This is a genomic window from Huintestinicola butyrica, assembly GCF_025567215.1.
In the GTDB taxonomy this organism is placed as follows: domain Bacteria; phylum Bacillota; class Clostridia; order Oscillospirales; family Ruminococcaceae; genus Huintestinicola; species Huintestinicola butyrica.
In genome coordinates, this window is sequence record NZ_JAOQKB010000002.1 from 113,210 (window position 1) to 129,300 (window position 16,091).

The window sequence follows — 16,091 nt, forward strand, 5'->3', positions numbered from 1 at the left end:
TCCGATATCAGGAAAGGATGATAGCAAAAATGTCTGTTAAAAGAGGAGAAATATATTACGCCGATCTCAGCCCCGTGGTAGGCTCCGAGCAGGGCGGCATACGTCCTGTACTTATCGTTCAGAACGATGTGGGTAACCGTCACAGTCCCACTGTTATAGCGGCTGCCATCACAAGTCAGCGTGAAAAGGCAAAGCTGCCCACCCATATCGAGGTACACGCTGATAAATGCGGCCTCTCAAAGGACAGTGTTGTGCTTCTGGAGCAGATACGGACCATTGACAAAAAGCGTCTGAAAGAACGCATGGGCGAACTGGATACGCCGTCAATGAACCGTGTTGACAACGCTTTATCCATCAGCTTCGGATTAGGTTCAGGCGGAGCTACATAACGTTCCGCCATAATATAAAAGGCTGTATCACGAAAAAAGATACAGCCTTTTGCTTTGCATTATTTTACAAAATTAACTATCATTATTCCCAGACCCAGCACCGCAAGCACAACGCCTGTGGCACGGTTAAGTGTCTTTGGCGACGCCTTGTTAGCAAACACTGCAGCGACTCTCGCCCAGATAAGCGTGAACACAACGCAGAGGATAAGCACGGGGATATCAGGCATTCCGCCCATTACCATATGCGAAACAGCACCGGTGAGCGCCGTAAAGGTCATGATGAAAACACTGGTTCCAACGGCTGTTTTAAGCTCATAGCCCAGAACGCTTGTAAGGATAAGGAGCATCATCATTCCGCCGCCTGCACCGATAAATCCGCAGATAAAGCCTATAAGCACGCCGCAGACAATAGACTGGATAACTCTCTTCCTGGGAGAAACGCTCTCCATCTTCTCCTTGGTGGTCATAACCGGCTTTACTATGAACTTGATACCCAGCAGGAACGTCATGCAGACGGAAAATCCACCCATTGCCGAGTTTGGCACAAGCTTTGAAACATAGCTTCCCACAACTGTGAATACCAGCACGGAAGCCATCATTATAAGTCCGTTTTTAATGTCAAGATTTTTGTTTTTGCCGTATGTATATGCCGAAACTGCGCTGGCAAGCACATCTGAGGCAAGGGCAATTCCCACAGCCTCATATGCGGGCATTCCGAGGAACGTTACCAGCATTGGGGTTATTACCGCAGCCGCACTCATTCCCGCAAAGCCTGTTCCCAGACCTGCGCCCATTCCTGCCAGAAAGCAGACGATTATTGTTATTATCCAGCCTGACATTTTTAATTATCCCTTACCTTATTTTAACTTTGAAGCTCTCCCTGCACTTAGGGCACTGAACGGTATGCTCACCCTTTTGCTTGGGGAGCCGCAGAACTGTCTTGCACTTGGAGCACTTTTTATAGCAGTGTTCCTTATCTGTCAGCATGGTCTTTGTCATATTAAATTTGCGTTTTGCCTTGTCGGTAAGCTGCATGAATTTGATATTTTCCTGCTGGCGCTTGTAGATATTCTTGGAAAACGCCCTGAACATTCCCCATATGAGCAATGCCCATATAAGCAGATTGAGTATGATCGAGCGGGCAAAAAGGTTGATTATCATCAGCACGATACAGGCTATCATAGTCGCCTTATAAAGGCTGTCTGGGCCGCTTCTGCCATACATAAAGTTTATAAATTTATTCCTGAGCTTGTCCATTTTAAACGCTGCCTTTCATTAAAAAGTTAAAAAGGGAAAGAAAAGAAAACCAAACATTCTTACAATAAACATTATCGCCAGCACCATTGCAATACCTGACAAAAGTCTTGGGATAAACCTGTGTATCTTCAGCTTAAAGCCATGCTTTTTATTGAGCTGTGCCGCATAATCAGCATACACCCTGTTGGTGCTGTCCATACGTGCCGCCTGCTCTGCATACTGCACCGCATCGGAGAAATTCTCCATGCCTTCGCTGCATTCGGCTGCGTAGAAATACCACCTGGCATCTCTTGCGGAGACAGAAAAACGGTTCAGCACAGCGGCAGCGTTCCGATAATCGCCGCTTCTGAGGTAGTTGTCGATACGTTCAAAGGCTTCCTCGGCGCTCATGGTATCGGAAGTGTGCATATTAAAGCCAAATCCGCCGAAAAACGCCTTAAAGATATCATCAAAATCATTGATATCGGCATACCGGTAATAATAATTTGTTCCGTTTCTGGTATAGGTTCCGCTGGGGGCGGAGCTGCTGTATGCCGCACTGCCGTATGGGCTCTGACCCGTATCCCCTGACTTTATGCGCTCGTAAGCATCGTTTATCTCGCTCATTTTGCGGGCAGCCTCGGGGTCATCGGGGTGAAGGTCGGGGTGGTACTGCTTTACCAGTGTACGATACTTTTTCTTTATTTCATCATCGGTAGCTCCCGGCTCAAGACCGAGAACTGCATAGGGATTTTCACTCATATCAAGTCTTCCTTTTTATCGTGTAAATAGAGCATTCTGCTATACTTTTATTTTAACACACAGAAAATCCACCGTCAACTGATAATCATAATTTTCAGCTGTTTATCACATTATTCTTTTCATTCTGTCGCAATTCTAATGGGATTTTAATGTCACTCAGGAATTCATCAGATGTTCAACAAGTATCCTTAAACCGAGAATGATAAGTATCGCACCGCCTGCGATCTCCGCCTTGGACTTGAATCTGGTTCCGAAAGCAGAGCCGATCTTAACGCCTGCGGCTGAGATAACAAATGTACAGACTCCGATGAAAAGTACGGCAGCAACGATATTAACATCAAGGAATGCAAAGGTTATGCCGATAGCAAGTGCGTCGATACTGGTAGCAACGGCAAGCAGTGACATTGACTTTGCAGTGAATGACGGGTCTGCGCCCTCGTCATCATTTTTGAGCGCCTCTCTGATCATATTGAAGCCTATGAGAGCAAGCAGCACAAATGCGATCCAGTGGTCAATGGCTGTGATATACTTTTTGAAATTTACGCCGAGAAGATAGCCCACCGCAGGCATAAGCGCCTGAAATCCGCCGAACCATGCGCCGCATATCATGGAATATTTCAGCTTGTACTTAGGTGTGGCAAGCCCCTTACAGACTGAGACCGCAAATGCGTCCATTGAGAGACCCACAGCAATAAGAAATAATGACAGAAGATCCATTTTTCAAATCCTTTCAAGAATAATAATACATTCTATGAATATGCCGCTGTTTGTATGACCTTGCGGTCTTTGGTTCCGTACAAAACAAAAAGACTCATATACAGACAGAACCGAAACATCGGCTACATCTGTACATGAGTCTTATCAATTAAGGCAAACCGGACCTTTTCGGTCGGTATGTCGATTTGCCGCTTAAACCTTGTATCAGTCTAAGAAGATTACTCCCCCACGCAGGTACATATTCACAATATTGTAAGTTTAACATATTAAACTTATTTTGTCAAGCGATTTTTGAAATTATTTGTAATATGAGTAAAGATTGCACTTTATCATGCCGTTGTAAAGCTTTCTGCGCTTGTTGGCAGTCTTGCCGAAGAACTTTTCAAAGTCCTCATGGGGCGAGATTATTGCACAGGGGTGCTCCTTATCTGCCTTGAACACCTTGCCCATTTCGGTATAAAGCTTCTCGGCTTCCTTTATTTCCAGCATTCTTTCGCCGTAGGGAGGGTTGCAGACTGTTATCTCGCCGTCCTTATTGTCATAATCCCTGATATCGGCACGCTCTATCCTTATGCGCTTCTTCACCCCTGCTTTTGCGCAGTTGTCGATGGAAAGCTGAACGCACTCGGGGTCGATATCATAGCCGTATGCGAAGAAATCGCTGTCACGGATAATGCTGTCCATTGCACGGACACGCTCCTCACGCCAGATATCCTGGGGGATAACGTCCCACTTTTCGGCTGCAAATGTCCTTTTAAGTCCCGGAGCAATGTTCAGCGCCTTGTATGCGGCTTCGATAAGGAAGGTTCCGCTTCCGCAGAAAGGGTCGCAGAAGATTGTATTTCTCTTGACCATTGCAAGGTCAACTATGCCTGCCGCAAGGGTCTCCTTGATAGGAGCAGCGTTGGAATTGCGACGGTAGCCTCTCTTGTGCAGTCCCGCACCCGATGTATCAAGATAAACGGTAACGGTGTCCTTGAGGATATTGAACTGTATCTGATGAACAGAGCCTGTTTCCTCGAAATAATTCAGATGATAAACGGAAGCCAGCCTGTCAACCGCTGCCTTTTTGATAATGGACTGGCAGGCGGGAACACTGGAAAGCTTTGAGTTCAGGCTGTGACCCTTGACGGGAAATGCGTCGCTTTTGCCAATAAATCTTTCCAGAGGGATAGCCTTAACACCCTCAAAGAGAGCGTCAAAGGTATCGGCGTGAAATTCAGCAAGCTTTATCTGCACTCTTTCAGCTGTGGCAAGGCAGATATTTGCACGGGCAAGGATATCATATCCGCCCTCGAATGAGATACGTCCGTCGGTGACGGTGATATTTTCGCCGCCGATCTTCTTTATCTCAAAGTTAAGTACGCTTTCCAGACCAAAATGGCAGGGGCAGCTGAGTGTTATCTTATTATCCATATAAAACTTCCTTTAATTCGATGTGCTTTCATCATTAGCGGCACTTGCGGACGAGCCTCCGCACTTTGTGCAGATAGGGGGAACGTTGGTGGACTTGTAGTAGCCCTTGTTGCCTGTGGGGCAGCTTCCGCTGGCGATAAGGCCTGTGTTGGAGCAGTAGTAAAGCTCCTTTATGGTCTCGCACTCGGGGAACTCAGTTCTCTCCCCAGCATCCGCAATGTCGCCGAAGATGTTCTTCCAGAGCTGTGCGGTGTTGTAGTATGTGCCTGACTTTACAGTTCTGTTATCATCATAGCCATACCATACGCCGCTGACGTAATCGGGAGTGCAGCCGATGAAGAGGTTATCTCTCCACTCCTGCGATGTACCTGTCTTACCTACAACGGGAACGTTGTTGAGCTTTGCAGCCTTACCTGTACCGTTGGGGCCTTCGATTACCTGCTGCATCAGCTTGTTCATAACATAAGCGGATTCCTCGCTGATGGACTGGATAGGTGTGTAACTGTGCTGAAGGATAGTCTCACCCGAGGGGTCAAGAACATAAGTATATGAGGTGGGAGCGAAATACTTTCCGCCGTTTCCGAAAGGCTGATATGACGCAACAAGCTCTCTGAGGTAAACGCCCTGAGTGAGCGCACCAACGGACATAGGCGAAAGGTCGGCATCGTAAGCGGTAAGTGTGGATATCTGGAACCTGTTCATTACAAACTCGAACACGTTTGAGGGGCCTGCCGCCTGCACGAGACGTGCGGAAACGGTATTCAGCGAACGCTGGAGAGCCTGGAATGTAAAGTACGATCTTCCGCTCCATACGTTGTTTGCACCTGTGGAGCTGTAGTTTGTAGGCCATTTTCTTGTCTGACCGGGGTTGTTTTCATCGGGTATCTCAATGGGCAGGTCGGGGTAGATTGATGACCATGTGGCAAGGTTATTTTCAATGGAATAAGCATAACCTGCAATGGGCTTGAAGCTTGAACCAGCCTGTCTCTTTGCCATGGTGGCACGGTTGAAGATGTTGGAGCCTGCCTTATCGCCTATTCCGCCTGCTACCGCAAGGATATTTCCTGTGTAGTCCATACAGATGAATGCGGACTGGGGCGGGTCGCTCAGGACGTTGTTGGAGAATGTGCTGTAGTCTCTGTACTTGGCTTCTATTGCCTCCTGCATCTCGATATCAATGGGAGTGTAGATGGTGTAGCCGCCGTTGTAGAGCATATCGCTGGCTTCATCGAACTCAACGCCGTAAAGGTTCATAAGGTCAAGGGTAACGTCACGAATGACCATATCAATGTACCAGTTCTGTATCTCGCTGGAATTGGTCTCGCTGTTGGGGTCTCTGAACTGAAGCTCCTCGTTAACAGCATCGTCATACTGCTGTTTGGAGATAGCCGCATTATTGTACATTGCCTTGAGCACCAGGAGCTGACGCTCACGGTTTGCTTCCTTGTTTGCAAAGGGATTAAGGCTTTCGGGGCTTTTAGGGATAGCCGCAAGGCAGGCAGCCTCTGCAAGATCAAGCTCGGACACGTCCTTGCCGAAGTATTTGAGAGCAGCAGCCTGAACGCCTGAGCAGCTTCCGCCCATACCTACGCAGTTAAGATATGCATCAAGGATCTCGTCCTTGGTACGGTATTTTTCAAGGTCAGCCGCACGGAATATCTCACGCATCTTTCTGTCCATGTTCTGCTCTTTATCACCGGTAACGTTCTTTACGAGCTGCTGGGTAATAGTGGAACCACCCTGCTTGCTTCCGTAAAGCATACCATGGGTAAGCTCGTTGAGGAAAGCACCGAAGGTACGCTTCCAGTCAACGCCTGCGTGCTCGTAGAAACGCTCGTCCTCGATATATACGAAAGCGTCACGGACATGCTGAGGGATACGGTCGATGGATACGGGGATACGGTTGGCACCACGGCTTATCTTTGCAAGCTCTACCTGATTGCCGTCCTTGTCATCGCCATAAATAAAGGTCGTATAGGCAAGGTTAAGGCTGTCCAGGTCGATATCTATGGGCGTATTCTCTCTGAACTGCATTACATACACGGTAAGAGCTGCCGCAATGATAGACACCGAGATGACAACTATAAGTATAAGCGTAAGAAGCACGGTCCCGATAACGGTAAAGGTCTTTTTAACGGGGCCTGCCTTCTTCTTTTTTCTTTTCTTCTTTTTTGGAGCGGGAGCCGCCTCAGCCATATGCTTGGGAGCTGCTTCGTCAGCGGCTTTTTTGGAGAATTTCTTTTCGTTGCTCAAAATATTTTCCTCCTTATAAGGGATATGCTTGGGCACAAACACGTTATCTTACATTATATCACATAACCGAATTATTTTAAAGTGTTTTTTCGGTTTTTATCAATTTTTCCATATATTGCCGTGAAACGGTTGACGCAGGCGGCAAATTATTATATAATTATACAAACAAATATTACGGAGGCAACGGGAATGGTCAGTTATTATGAGGATGAAAACCTCTGCTCGCAGTATGTAACGGACGTAAAGCTTTCTTTCGGCAGCAAGCGCAAAAAGCTGCTCAAGGAGCTGTGCAAGTTCAAGACTGCCGCAGCAGATGAATTCTGGAGAGAGAAAATACGTGACGAAAGCTACCTGCCTTACATTATGATGTGCCGCAGCAACGAGTTTTCCGATTATCTTGCAAACCGCCTGAACGACCTTCTGGAAAGGCTGATCAGCGGTATGAATCCCTCCGATGCAGTAAACGAGGCATATTTCCTGCTCCACACCTGTTTGTTCAAAGAATCGGACAAGCTTTTTGCCGCATACGGCAGGCTTGCTTCAAAATATAAGCTCATAACCGATATGGGCATAGGCTGGGCTTCGGACGATATAATATCCGAAAAGAGCCAGCCCGATTTTCTTTATGCAAGGTATCTCCTTGAACGTGATATTGATGCGGAAAGCTCGTTTTTCAGCTTTCTCACCGACACGCTTATCCTCACCATGAGCTATGCCATAATGCTCGACAAGGACAGCGAGACCGTAACCGATAAGGTAAAGCGCCTGTATGAAGATTATCCCGATGTGTTTGCCTCGGCAGGATTTTTCGCCTATTTCATCAAGGATAACTATGCGGCGTATGACAAGTTCAGCTATCTTATGAAAGACCCTGTGGATTATCCCAAGCTGATGTGGGTGCTGGACGGTCTGGACTATGCGGACGGCAAGTATGCCCAAGGCTCCCCCACCGCCTTTTTCGCTCCCGACAATGAAAAGGTACACTTTACCATTGATATCGACGATCTGGATATAAGGTGGTATGAGTTCCTTGCATACAAGACCCTTTCAGATACAGAAAGCTTCACCGTAAGCGACCCGTTCTTCATTCCTCTGTTCTGCCGCAAGTTCTCCGCACAGCTTTTCGGCATGATAAATCCTGAAAACGAGCAGGCAATGAAGATATGCTCCGACTATTTCAAAAAGTCAGCGGTAATAGCTGCAAATCAAGTGGATTTTGCGGGACTGCGGGTGTGCGGTCTTATTGAAAATGACGAGGACATCATACAGCTCTGCATGGATATAGCAAAGCGCATATGCGAGGGCAAGCAGAGATACTGCTATATGAGCCTGTTCAAGTTCTTTAGCGACACCGACCCCGAAACTGTTGCCGAGGCTCTCAGTCAGGTAACGGCATATATCGAGGAAAACGAACATTCAGAGGTTCTGGCAGAGCAGCGTGAAGCCTTCCTGACAGAAGCTCACAATTATCTGAACGGAGAAAGCTCCGCATTTACTCCTGACCCTCACCACTGATCTTACCCTGCTTTTTCCTGTGTATCCTGTAAGCCACCGCAGACGAAACGGCAATGATGACCTCAATGACAGCACAGATGATGAACTCGGGCGAAAGCGGCTCGGTTATGGCTGAGCCCATAAAAGTAGTAAGTATTATTCCCGGAGCTGTGCCCAGAAACGAGCCGATGATGTAGTCCTTGTAATCAAAGCGCAGGCTTCCCATAACAAGGCTTACGATATCATATGGCAGGCAGCTGACGATACGGAGGAAAAATGCTCCGAACCGCTGGTGCTTGGTGCTGTATTCACGGACGATGCTTATTTTCTCGTGCTTTGCGGCAAGCTTGTCCACCACTTCTCCCTCGGCATATTTTCCCACTGCATAGGGAATGGACGCCATTATAACTATTCCCAGCAGATTAACGGGGATAGCCGCATATATGGGCAGTACCGCTCCCGCAACTGCGGCAATGAGCAGCATGGGGAAGAAATAGGACAGGGATTTCAGTGCATACATAAGCAGTAACACAGCCGCAGCAGCCAAGGGAGCTGTGGGCGTATAGTTCAGCACCTGCTCAAAGGTAAGGTCTTTAAGGGCGGCAAAATATATCACAGCCATAAGAACGATCATAAGCACAGGCGCCAGCTGAATAATTCTTTTAATGATCTTTCCTGATCTCATTTTTCATCATTCTTTCCATAGAGATTATATAATCCTCCGCATTTTATATTACACCTGCAATGTGTAATTTTTTCTCACAAAAAATGATATCTTTGTGTTAAAAAGATGAAAGTATGAAATCGTCTTGTTTTTTGGAAAAAAATGTGATATACTATAAGGAACAAACCTAGCCAATGGCAGATCGGAGGAGTATAGTTTGTTTAACTATACAGGATATGAATGCAAGTCCTGCGGTAAAAAATTTACCGATGATGACGATATCGTGGTATGCCCCGAATGCGGCACTCCCTATCACAGGGACTGCTACAAAAAAGAGGGCAGATGTATAAATGACGAGCTGCACAGCAAGCACATGAGCTGGAAAGCAGAGGTCGAGGAAAAAGAGCAGGCGGAGGGGCTTAAATGCTCAGTCTGTGGCAATACTCTGCGAAATGACCAGCTTTTCTGTGACAAGTGCGGCACTCCCACTCCCTATTACCTTTCACAGAAAGACAAAGCGGACGGTGAAGAACAGGAAAGCTTTTCAAACGGCGATACCTTTTTCAACAACGCCGAGCAGAACGCTATGGAGACCATGTATCCGTATATGCTCAACTACAGCGATCCTCTCTGCGGATTCAGTCCCGATGAAAAGTACGACGAGGACATGACCACCAAGGACATTGCGGATTTTATAGGCAGCAACACAAGGTTCTATCTTCCCAAGTTCAGGGTGATGAAAGCCACAAAATTCAAGCTGAGCTTCAATATCCCCGCAATGCTATTCCCCGAATTTTACTTTGCTTACAGAAAGATGCCTTTGCTGGCGTTTCTGGTGCTGCTGATAAAGTCCATCATATCCATTCCCTCATCGCTTATGGGCATGAAGATAATGCTCACGGAATACGGCTTCAAGGACGCACTTGTTAATATGTATCCCTCGTTTGAAGCGGCGCTTACCAAAGTTGCCGAGTTCAGTGTCACCGGCGGAAGCTTCAATATGCTGTACAACATATCTTCGCTGGTGAGCTGGGTAGTCATATTCATCTTTGCAACGCTTTCAAATTACTTCTACTACAAAAACGTTATCTCCAAGGGAAGCAAGATAAAGAAAAGCGCAGCAGCAAGCGGCATAAACGTATCGGAAGCTCTCAAAAGCGCAGGCGGAACCTCAGCGGCGCTGCTGGTTACATTTATCGTTCTGTACTTTCTTTCCACATACGCTGTAATGGCTGCGATACTGCTTATAGTTTGATAATGCAAAACGTCGGACACACAAATGTGTATCCGACGTTTTTTTCGTCCGCTTCTCAGCGGACATCAAATTCAGGGTTGAATGCGTAGAAGTTTCTGGAGTTGAGGTTATCCTGACTTATGCGAAGAGCTTCACCAAACCTCTGGAAATGTACGATCTCACGCTGTCTCAGGAACTTTATGGGGTCACGGACATCGGGATCATCTGCAAAACGCAGGATATTATCGTATGTGGTTCTCGCTTTCTGTTCCGCAGCCATGTTTTCATGGAGATCGGTGAGAATATCTCCCTTTGACTGGAAGTACGCTGCGGTGAACGGAACGCCTGCTGCCGATGACGGATAGATGCCCAGCGTATGGTCAACATAGTATGCGTCCAGGCCGCCCTGCTTTATCTGCTCGGGAGTAAGGTTCTTGGTCAGCTGATATACTATAGATGAGATCATCTCAACATGAGCAAGCTCCTCGGTGCCGACATCGGTCAGAATGCCCTTTACCTGAGCATAGGGTGCGGTATATCTCTGGCTCAGGTATCTTAGTGATGCAGCAAGCTCACCGTCGGGACCGCCAAGCTGTGAAATTATCATTTTAGCCAGAGCAGGATTCGGATTTTTGATGTTAACGGGATACTGGAGCTTTTTTTCATATATCCACATATCAGTTAGCCTCCTTTTCCCACGGCCAGGGGCCCTTTGCCCATTCAAAGACATTTTCGCAGCCTGACTGGATAGGTGTCAGAGGTCCGAACAGCTCATTATATGACCGTACTGCCTTTTCACGCAGTTCCTTGTATCGTCTGAACGCAAAAAGTCCGTTGCGGCAGGTGGGGTGAGTGTCGAGGTACAGCTGGAGCTCATACAGATAAAAGTCGTACATCTGAATGGCGTACATAAGCTGACGGCGTTTATTTTCCATACTGTGCTACGCCCTCCTTTCCAAGAAAAGGCATATCAAGCGACGGGAATATGGTGCCCTTTGCCAGAGCTACATTCTCGGCGTAGGTGTCCTCCCACTCCTGATAGGGCACATATGCCATGGCAAGAGGTGTATCCTGAGGAAAACGTCCCCGGGGTATGGTCAGTCCGTCGGTGCTGCATTTGTCGTTTTCGTTCATCTTCCCTCTCCTTTCGGTAATGTATTCGGCGGAGTATCACAGGGCCGCTGCTCCTGTGATTTTCCGCTTTTTTATATTATGCGGCGGGTGGAGATTGGTGAAAGGACAGCCGCCTGAACAATCAAGCTGATTCCAAACGATAGAGCAATATTTGCAGCTGTCATAGCTGCTGCTTCTACTGTTTTGGCGGCAGCGGTAGCACGAGCCTGATGTTCATAGATTTTACCGGACTTGGCACCGAGTGTTTGTTTTTGCGCAAAATCTGCTATGCCGGTATTTACGGTCCGTATAGAATTATCGAACTCACGATATGCTTTCTGGGCACTCTCAACGGTTTTTTTATTATCTTCTACAGCCTTCTTAGCCTGTTCGTAAGCATTGTTATCGAGAGACGGCTTAAACAGTCCCAGATTATTTTTTGATTCTTCCAGAACTGCCTGCGCATCGTCTATTTTACCCTTAAGCTCAATATAGCGGTCAAATATCTTTTGAACGTTGGTATTGTTGTGAGCATAGTCAATATAGGTAGAACTAATATATTTTTGATATCCTTCTTCGGAAACTGCCTTGTTGCCGGCAACGCATGTTGCAAGATAAGCGTCCATAGTGTCTTTTGCTTCGGTTGTACTTCTTGTTAGCCGGCGTTTTCAGCAGCAGCTTCGGCAAAAGCTATGAGTGTGATGACTGTAAATATAAATGGTAGCTTTCCACAGCCGTCTCCCCTATCCACAATAAACACATACATATCCCCCTTACTGATCTATGTATCAACCATATCAGTAAGGGGAATTTTATTTCATTAAAATCAAATTAAAACTTCCGAAATCTATAGACATCTGCACATATAATATGGTAAAATAAACTCATAAAAGAGGAAAAGCAGGAAATTAGCACTCTCGCACACGGAGTGCTAAAATTTACTTATTTGTCACAAATCTAACATTATATTGTCACAATAAGCAGTTATACTGATACTTGTAAAAAGTCAGAAAAAAGAAAACCGCCTGCAAGGAAATCCTTACAGACGGATATCTGGTGGAGATGACGGGAATCGAACCCGTGTCCGAAAACCGATCCACACGACTTTCTACGAGCGTAGTCTGTTATTTACATTCCCTCGGTCAGCCGTGAACAGACACACAGCTGAACTCAGTAGCCTGCGATACATCAGACGGGCGCAGGCACTCCCGAATGACGTTCACCGTTAATCGACGCCTGAGCCGGAACCACGGTACTTTCCGGGCAGACGAGCAGCGCTTACGCAGCTGCTAAAGCAAAATTATCGTTGTCGTCTAATTTTAAAACGTGTGCGGGTTATAGAGATCAGCACAGTCCTCTGCTCGCTTATCATGCTTCATGATCCCCGTCGAAACCTTTACATCCCCAGGTTATGAAGCGGACGTTTTACCTGTTTCTCTCCTTGATGGCTCTGTCAATATCACGCTTGGCAGCCTCGGCAGCCATTGCATCACGCTTATCGTGAAGCTTCTTGCCCTTGCAAAGACCGACCTGCATCTTGACCCTTGAACCCTTGAAGTAAAGAGAGATAGGAATGAGAGTAAGCCCCTCCTGCTTGATAGTACCGAAAAGCTTGTTGATCTCCTTCTTATGGAGCAGCAGCCTTCTGACACGCATGGGGTCACGATTGAAAATGTTGCCGTGTTCGTAGGGAGATATGTGCATTCCCTTCACCCACAGCTCGCCGTCTTCAATAGTACACCATGAGTCCTTGAGATTAACGCCGCCCTGGCGGATGGCCTTGACCTCAGTTCCCACAAGCTCGATACCGGCTTCATAGCTTTCGATGACAAAGTAATCGTGCCTTGCCTTTCGGTTTTCGGCAATAGTTTTAAATCCGTTTTTATCGGCGGGCATCACGACACATCCTTTCATCAAAAAAGCTACAAAATAAACTATAGCACATTTTCATTTGATTGTCAAGCATTTTGGTGCCGAAATTTTCGGCGTTAAAATACAAATTTCCCGCAAAATATCCGTACAAAGGAGCGGTCACATATGAATATTCTTTATGAGGTCATGAGCCGCAACAGGTAGCTGACCGAAGCACTCCCCCACTTGAAAATATAACTCACCGTCTGAAAGGAAGATGAATTTTATGAATATGCAGAAACTTACCAAAAAGACTATAGAAGCCATTCAGGCTGCACAGGATACCGCTATTGAGTACCAGAACACCAACGTTGACCAGCCTCATCTGCTTTATGCGCTGATGACTCAGGAAAACGGTCTTATCCCTCAGCTGATGAAAAAGCTGGGCAAGGACGCAACCGTTATTGCAGGCAGCCTTGAGCGTGTTATGGCAAATATACCCAAGGTAACGGGCAGCGGACGTGATATGAACACCGTTTATATCTCCCAGTCCCTTGACAGACTGCTCAATGCCTCCGAAACCATTGCCAAGAACATGGGCGATGAATTTGTATCCGTAGAGCACGTTATGCTCTCCTACTTTGACAACGCTGACAAGGACATCAAACAGATATTCAAAGACTTTGCCATTGACAAGGACAGCTTCCTGAAGGCTCTTCAGGAGGTAAGAGGCAACCAGCGTGTTACCACCGATACTCCCGAGGACACCTATGATGTGCTTAAAAAGTACGGTCAGGACCTTGTGGAGCTTGCCCGTCAGAACAAGCTTGACCCTGTTATCGGCCGTGACAGCGAGATAAGAAACACTATCCGTATCCTGTCCCGTAAGTCCAAGAACAACCCCGTTCTTATCGGTGAACCCGGTGTCGGTAAAACTGCCATTGCAGAGGGTCTGGCACAGCGTATCGTCCGTGGAGATGTTCCCGACAACTTAAAGGACAGAAAGCTCTTCTCCCTTGATATGGGTGCTCTTATTTCGGGCGCTAAGTTCAGGGGCGAATTTGAGGAGCGTCTGAAAGCCGTTCTGAACGAAGTTAAAAAGTCCGAAGGCAAGATAATCCTCTTCATTGATGAGCTGCACACCATTGTCGGCGCCGGCAAGACCGACGGCGCTATGGACGCAGGCAACCTCTTAAAGCCTATGCTTGCAAGAGGCGAGCTTCACTGCATCGGTGCGACCACTCTTAACGAGTACCGTCAGTACATCGAAAAGGATCCTGCGCTTGAAAGACGTTTCCAGCCCGTGCGTGTTGATGAGCCTACCGTTGAGGATACCATTTCTATCCTCCGTGGACTTAAAGAGCGTTACGAGGTGTTCCACGGCGTAAAAATTCAGGACAGCGCACTTATCACCGCCGCTGTTCTTTCAAACCGTTACATTACCGACAGATTTCTCCCCGATAAGGCTATCGACCTTGTTGATGAAGCCTGCGCTACCATCCGCACGGAAATGAACTCCATGCCTACCGAGCTTGATGATATCGCAAGAAAGATCATGCAGAAGGAGATCGCCGAGACTGCCCTCAAAAAGGAAGAGGACAAGATATCTCAGGAGAAGCTGGCAGAGGTAAGAAAAGAGCTTTCCGAGCTGCGTGACGAGTTTAACTCCATGAAAACACGCTGGGAAAACGAGAAAAACTCTATCTCCCGTCTCCAGAAGCTCCGTGAGGACATTGAGCACACCAACGCCGACATTGCCAAAGCTGAGCGCAGCTACGACCTTAACAAGGCTGCTGAGCTGAAGTACGGCAAGCTCCCTGCTCTGAAAAAAGAGCTGGAAGAGGCTGAGGCTGCTGCTGATGACTATGAGAAGCATACTCTGCTCCGTGACAAGGTAACAGATGAAGAGATCGCCAAGATCGTTGGCAGATGGACAGGCATACCCGTATCCAAGCTTATGGAGGGCGAGCGTGAGAAGCTGCTGCATCTGGACGAGGTTCTCCACAAGAGAGTTATCGGTCAGGACGAGGCTGTTCAAAAGGTCAGCGAGGCAATACTCCGTTCAAGAGCGGGAATACAGGACCCCAACCGTCCTATCGGTTCCTTCCTCTTCATGGGTCCTACAGGTGTTGGTAAGACCGAGCTTGCAAAGGCTCTGGCACAGGCACTGTTTGACGATGAAAAGAACATTGTCCGTATCGACATGACCGAGTACATGGAGAAACACTCCGTGAGCCGTCTTATCGGAGCGCCTCCGGGATATGTTGGTTATGAGGAGGGCGGTCAGCTGACTGAGGCTGTTCGCCGCAAGCCTTACTCCGTAGTCCTCTTCGATGAGGTCGAGAAGGCTCACCCCGATGTATTCAACATTCTGCTCCAGGTACTTGATGACGGCCGTATCACCGACTCTCAGGGCAGAACGGTAGATTTCAAGAACACCATAATCATACTGACCTCCAACCTTGGCTCCGAGTATATCCTTGAAGGTATTGACGAGAACAACGAGATAACTCCCGAGGCAAGAGCTCAGGTTGATAAGCTTCTGAAAACTCACTTCCGTCCCGAGTTCCTGAACCGTCTGGACGAGATAGTATTCTACAAGCCCCTTTCCAAGAAGGAGATATATCCTATCATCGACCTTATGCTGGACGGTCTGAGAAAGCGTCTGGAGGACAAGCAGCTTGAGCTTGAAGTCACTGACGAAGCTAAGGAATTTATCGCTAAGGAGGGCTATGACCCCATTTACGGCGCACGTCCCCTTAAGAGATATATCCAGAGCAAGCTTGAAACTCTTATCGCCCGCACTATGATCGCAAACGACCTTGACCCCTTTACTACTATCAAGGTTGACAGTGACGGCGAGAAGCTTTCGCTTACGACTATCGCACCTGAAAAGGACAGCTGATGACATAATAATCCAAAGCTCCCCCGAGAAAATTTCTCGGGGGAGCTTTTTTTTGCG

The 16,091-nt window shown here is 47.3% G+C and carries 16 protein-coding genes and 1 other RNA gene; 4 read left to right on the forward strand and 13 right to left on the reverse strand.

Going from position 1 to position 16,091, the window contains the following annotated elements:
* The first annotated feature begins 29 nt into the window (after positions 1 to 29).
* Positions 30 to 389 carry a type II toxin-antitoxin system PemK/MazF family toxin gene (locus OCV68_RS02745; RefSeq protein WP_022475783.1) on the forward strand — a complete coding sequence of 120 codons (360 nt, stop codon included), beginning with the start codon at positions 30 to 32 and terminating at the stop codon, positions 387 to 389.
* A 59-nt stretch (positions 390 to 448) separates the two neighbouring features.
* Here OCV68_RS02745 and OCV68_RS02750 read toward each other — a convergent pair whose 3' ends face one another.
* The 6 genes from OCV68_RS02750 to OCV68_RS02775 form a co-directional block, all read right to left on the reverse strand.
* Complete coding sequence (locus OCV68_RS02750; protein WP_262570527.1) at positions 449 to 1,228, reverse strand: sulfite exporter TauE/SafE family protein; 780 nt, start codon at positions 1,226 to 1,228, stop codon at positions 449 to 451.
* A 13-nt stretch (positions 1,229 to 1,241) separates the two neighbouring features.
* Positions 1,242 to 1,646, reverse strand: a complete 405-nt coding sequence (locus tag OCV68_RS02755; RefSeq protein WP_262570529.1) for a hypothetical protein — start codon at positions 1,644 to 1,646, stop codon at positions 1,242 to 1,244.
* 18 nt (positions 1,647 to 1,664) lie between these two features.
* Complete coding sequence (locus tag OCV68_RS02760; RefSeq protein ID WP_262570532.1) at positions 1,665 to 2,387, reverse strand: DnaJ domain-containing protein; 723 nt, start codon at positions 2,385 to 2,387, stop codon at positions 1,665 to 1,667.
* A gap of 156 nt (positions 2,388 to 2,543) precedes the next feature.
* Positions 2,544 to 3,104, reverse strand: coding sequence for a manganese efflux pump MntP (locus OCV68_RS02765; RefSeq protein ID WP_022475787.1), 561 nt, complete (start codon positions 3,102 to 3,104; stop codon positions 2,544 to 2,546).
* A 297-nt stretch (positions 3,105 to 3,401) separates the two neighbouring features.
* A complete protein-coding gene (locus tag OCV68_RS02770; RefSeq protein WP_262570534.1) occupies positions 3,402 to 4,520 on the reverse strand; it encodes a THUMP domain-containing class I SAM-dependent RNA methyltransferase in 1,119 nt (372 codons plus the stop codon).
* Between the two features lie 12 nt (positions 4,521 to 4,532).
* Positions 4,533 to 6,773: a transglycosylase domain-containing protein gene (locus tag OCV68_RS02775; RefSeq protein ID WP_147621440.1), complete on the reverse strand. Its 2,241-nt coding sequence runs from the start codon at positions 6,771 to 6,773 to the stop codon at positions 4,533 to 4,535.
* Between the two features lie 189 nt (positions 6,774 to 6,962).
* Between OCV68_RS02775 and OCV68_RS02780 the strand changes: the two genes are divergently transcribed.
* Complete coding sequence (locus OCV68_RS02780) at positions 6,963 to 8,288, forward strand: hypothetical protein (RefSeq protein ID WP_262570537.1); 1,326 nt, start codon at positions 6,963 to 6,965, stop codon at positions 8,286 to 8,288.
* Here OCV68_RS02780 and OCV68_RS02785 read toward each other — a convergent pair.
* The gene (locus tag OCV68_RS02785; RefSeq protein WP_262570539.1) at positions 8,266 to 8,952 is read right to left on the reverse strand and encodes a TVP38/TMEM64 family protein; all 687 of its coding nucleotides are present in this window, start codon (positions 8,950 to 8,952) and stop codon (positions 8,266 to 8,268) included. The genes OCV68_RS02780 and OCV68_RS02785 overlap by 23 nt on opposite strands.
* A gap of 196 nt (positions 8,953 to 9,148) precedes the next feature.
* Here OCV68_RS02785 and OCV68_RS02790 point away from each other — a divergent pair, with 196 nt between their 5' ends.
* Complete coding sequence (locus OCV68_RS02790; protein WP_022475792.1) at positions 9,149 to 10,186, forward strand: RING finger protein; 1,038 nt, start codon at positions 9,149 to 9,151, stop codon at positions 10,184 to 10,186.
* 55 nt (positions 10,187 to 10,241) lie between these two features.
* Here OCV68_RS02790 and OCV68_RS02795 read toward each other — a convergent pair whose 3' ends face one another.
* From OCV68_RS02795 to smpB, 6 genes are all read right to left on the reverse strand, one after another.
* On the reverse strand, positions 10,242 to 10,841 hold the full coding sequence (locus tag OCV68_RS02795) for a manganese catalase family protein (RefSeq protein WP_262570543.1): 600 nt from the start codon (positions 10,839 to 10,841) through the stop codon (positions 10,242 to 10,244).
* 1 nt (position 10,842) lies between these two features.
* Positions 10,843 to 11,100 (reverse strand): spore coat protein CotJB, encoded by a 258-nt coding sequence (locus tag OCV68_RS02800; RefSeq protein ID WP_022475415.1) that lies wholly within the window; start codon positions 11,098 to 11,100, stop codon positions 10,843 to 10,845.
* Positions 11,090 to 11,299 (reverse strand): spore coat associated protein CotJA, encoded by a 210-nt coding sequence (locus tag OCV68_RS02805; RefSeq protein WP_022475416.1) that lies wholly within the window; start codon positions 11,297 to 11,299, stop codon positions 11,090 to 11,092. The genes OCV68_RS02800 and OCV68_RS02805 overlap by 11 nt, the downstream gene beginning before the upstream one ends.
* 71 nt (positions 11,300 to 11,370) lie before the next feature.
* Positions 11,371 to 11,904 (reverse strand): hypothetical protein, encoded by a 534-nt coding sequence (locus OCV68_RS02810; protein WP_262570547.1) that lies wholly within the window; start codon positions 11,902 to 11,904, stop codon positions 11,371 to 11,373.
* A gap of 428 nt (positions 11,905 to 12,332) precedes the next feature.
* Positions 12,333 to 12,684, reverse strand: a transfer-messenger RNA (tmRNA) gene (gene ssrA, locus OCV68_RS02815).
* A 19-nt stretch (positions 12,685 to 12,703) separates the two neighbouring features.
* Entirely contained in the window at positions 12,704 to 13,174 is a 471-nt protein-coding gene (gene smpB / locus OCV68_RS02820) for an SsrA-binding protein SmpB (RefSeq protein WP_022475418.1), read from the reverse strand.
* 241 nt (positions 13,175 to 13,415) lie between these two features.
* Between smpB and clpB the strand changes: the two genes are divergently transcribed.
* Positions 13,416 to 16,034, forward strand: coding sequence for an ATP-dependent chaperone ClpB (clpB, locus tag OCV68_RS02825; RefSeq protein ID WP_262570549.1), 2,619 nt, complete (start codon positions 13,416 to 13,418; stop codon positions 16,032 to 16,034).
* Positions 16,035 to 16,091 lie beyond the last annotated feature (57 nt).

Excerpts from the sequence above, each read along its gene's own strand:
- OCV68_RS02745 (WP_022475783.1), top strand. The coding sequence starts at position 30 with ATGTCTGTTAAAAGAGGAGAAATATATTACGCCGATCTCAGCCCCGTG.
- OCV68_RS02750 (WP_262570527.1), bottom strand. The coding sequence starts at position 1,228 with ATGTCAGGCTGGATAATAACAATAATCGTCTGCTTTCTGGCAGGAATG.
- OCV68_RS02755 (WP_262570529.1), bottom strand. The coding sequence starts at position 1,646 with ATGGACAAGCTCAGGAATAAATTTATAAACTTTATGTATGGCAGAAGC.
- OCV68_RS02760 (WP_262570532.1), bottom strand. The coding sequence starts at position 2,387 with ATGAGTGAAAATCCCTATGCAGTTCTCGGTCTTGAGCCGGGAGCTACC.
- OCV68_RS02765 (WP_022475787.1), bottom strand. The coding sequence starts at position 3,104 with ATGGATCTTCTGTCATTATTTCTTATTGCTGTGGGTCTCTCAATGGAC.
- OCV68_RS02770 (WP_262570534.1), bottom strand. The coding sequence starts at position 4,520 with ATGGATAATAAGATAACACTCAGCTGCCCCTGCCATTTTGGTCTGGAA.
- OCV68_RS02780 (WP_262570537.1), top strand. The coding sequence starts at position 6,963 with ATGGTCAGTTATTATGAGGATGAAAACCTCTGCTCGCAGTATGTAACG.
- OCV68_RS02785 (WP_262570539.1), bottom strand. The coding sequence starts at position 8,952 with ATGAGATCAGGAAAGATCATTAAAAGAATTATTCAGCTGGCGCCTGTG.
- OCV68_RS02795 (WP_262570543.1), bottom strand. The coding sequence starts at position 10,841 with ATGTGGATATATGAAAAAAAGCTCCAGTATCCCGTTAACATCAAAAAT.
- OCV68_RS02800 (WP_022475415.1), bottom strand. The coding sequence starts at position 11,100 with ATGGAAAATAAACGCCGTCAGCTTATGTACGCCATTCAGATGTACGAC.
- OCV68_RS02805 (WP_022475416.1), bottom strand. The coding sequence starts at position 11,299 with ATGAACGAAAACGACAAATGCAGCACCGACGGACTGACCATACCCCGG.
- OCV68_RS02810 (WP_262570547.1), bottom strand. The coding sequence starts at position 11,904 with ATGGACGCTTATCTTGCAACATGCGTTGCCGGCAACAAGGCAGTTTCC.
- smpB (WP_022475418.1), bottom strand. The coding sequence starts at position 13,174 with ATGCCCGCCGATAAAAACGGATTTAAAACTATTGCCGAAAACCGAAAG.
- clpB (WP_262570549.1), top strand. The coding sequence starts at position 13,416 with ATGAATATGCAGAAACTTACCAAAAAGACTATAGAAGCCATTCAGGCT.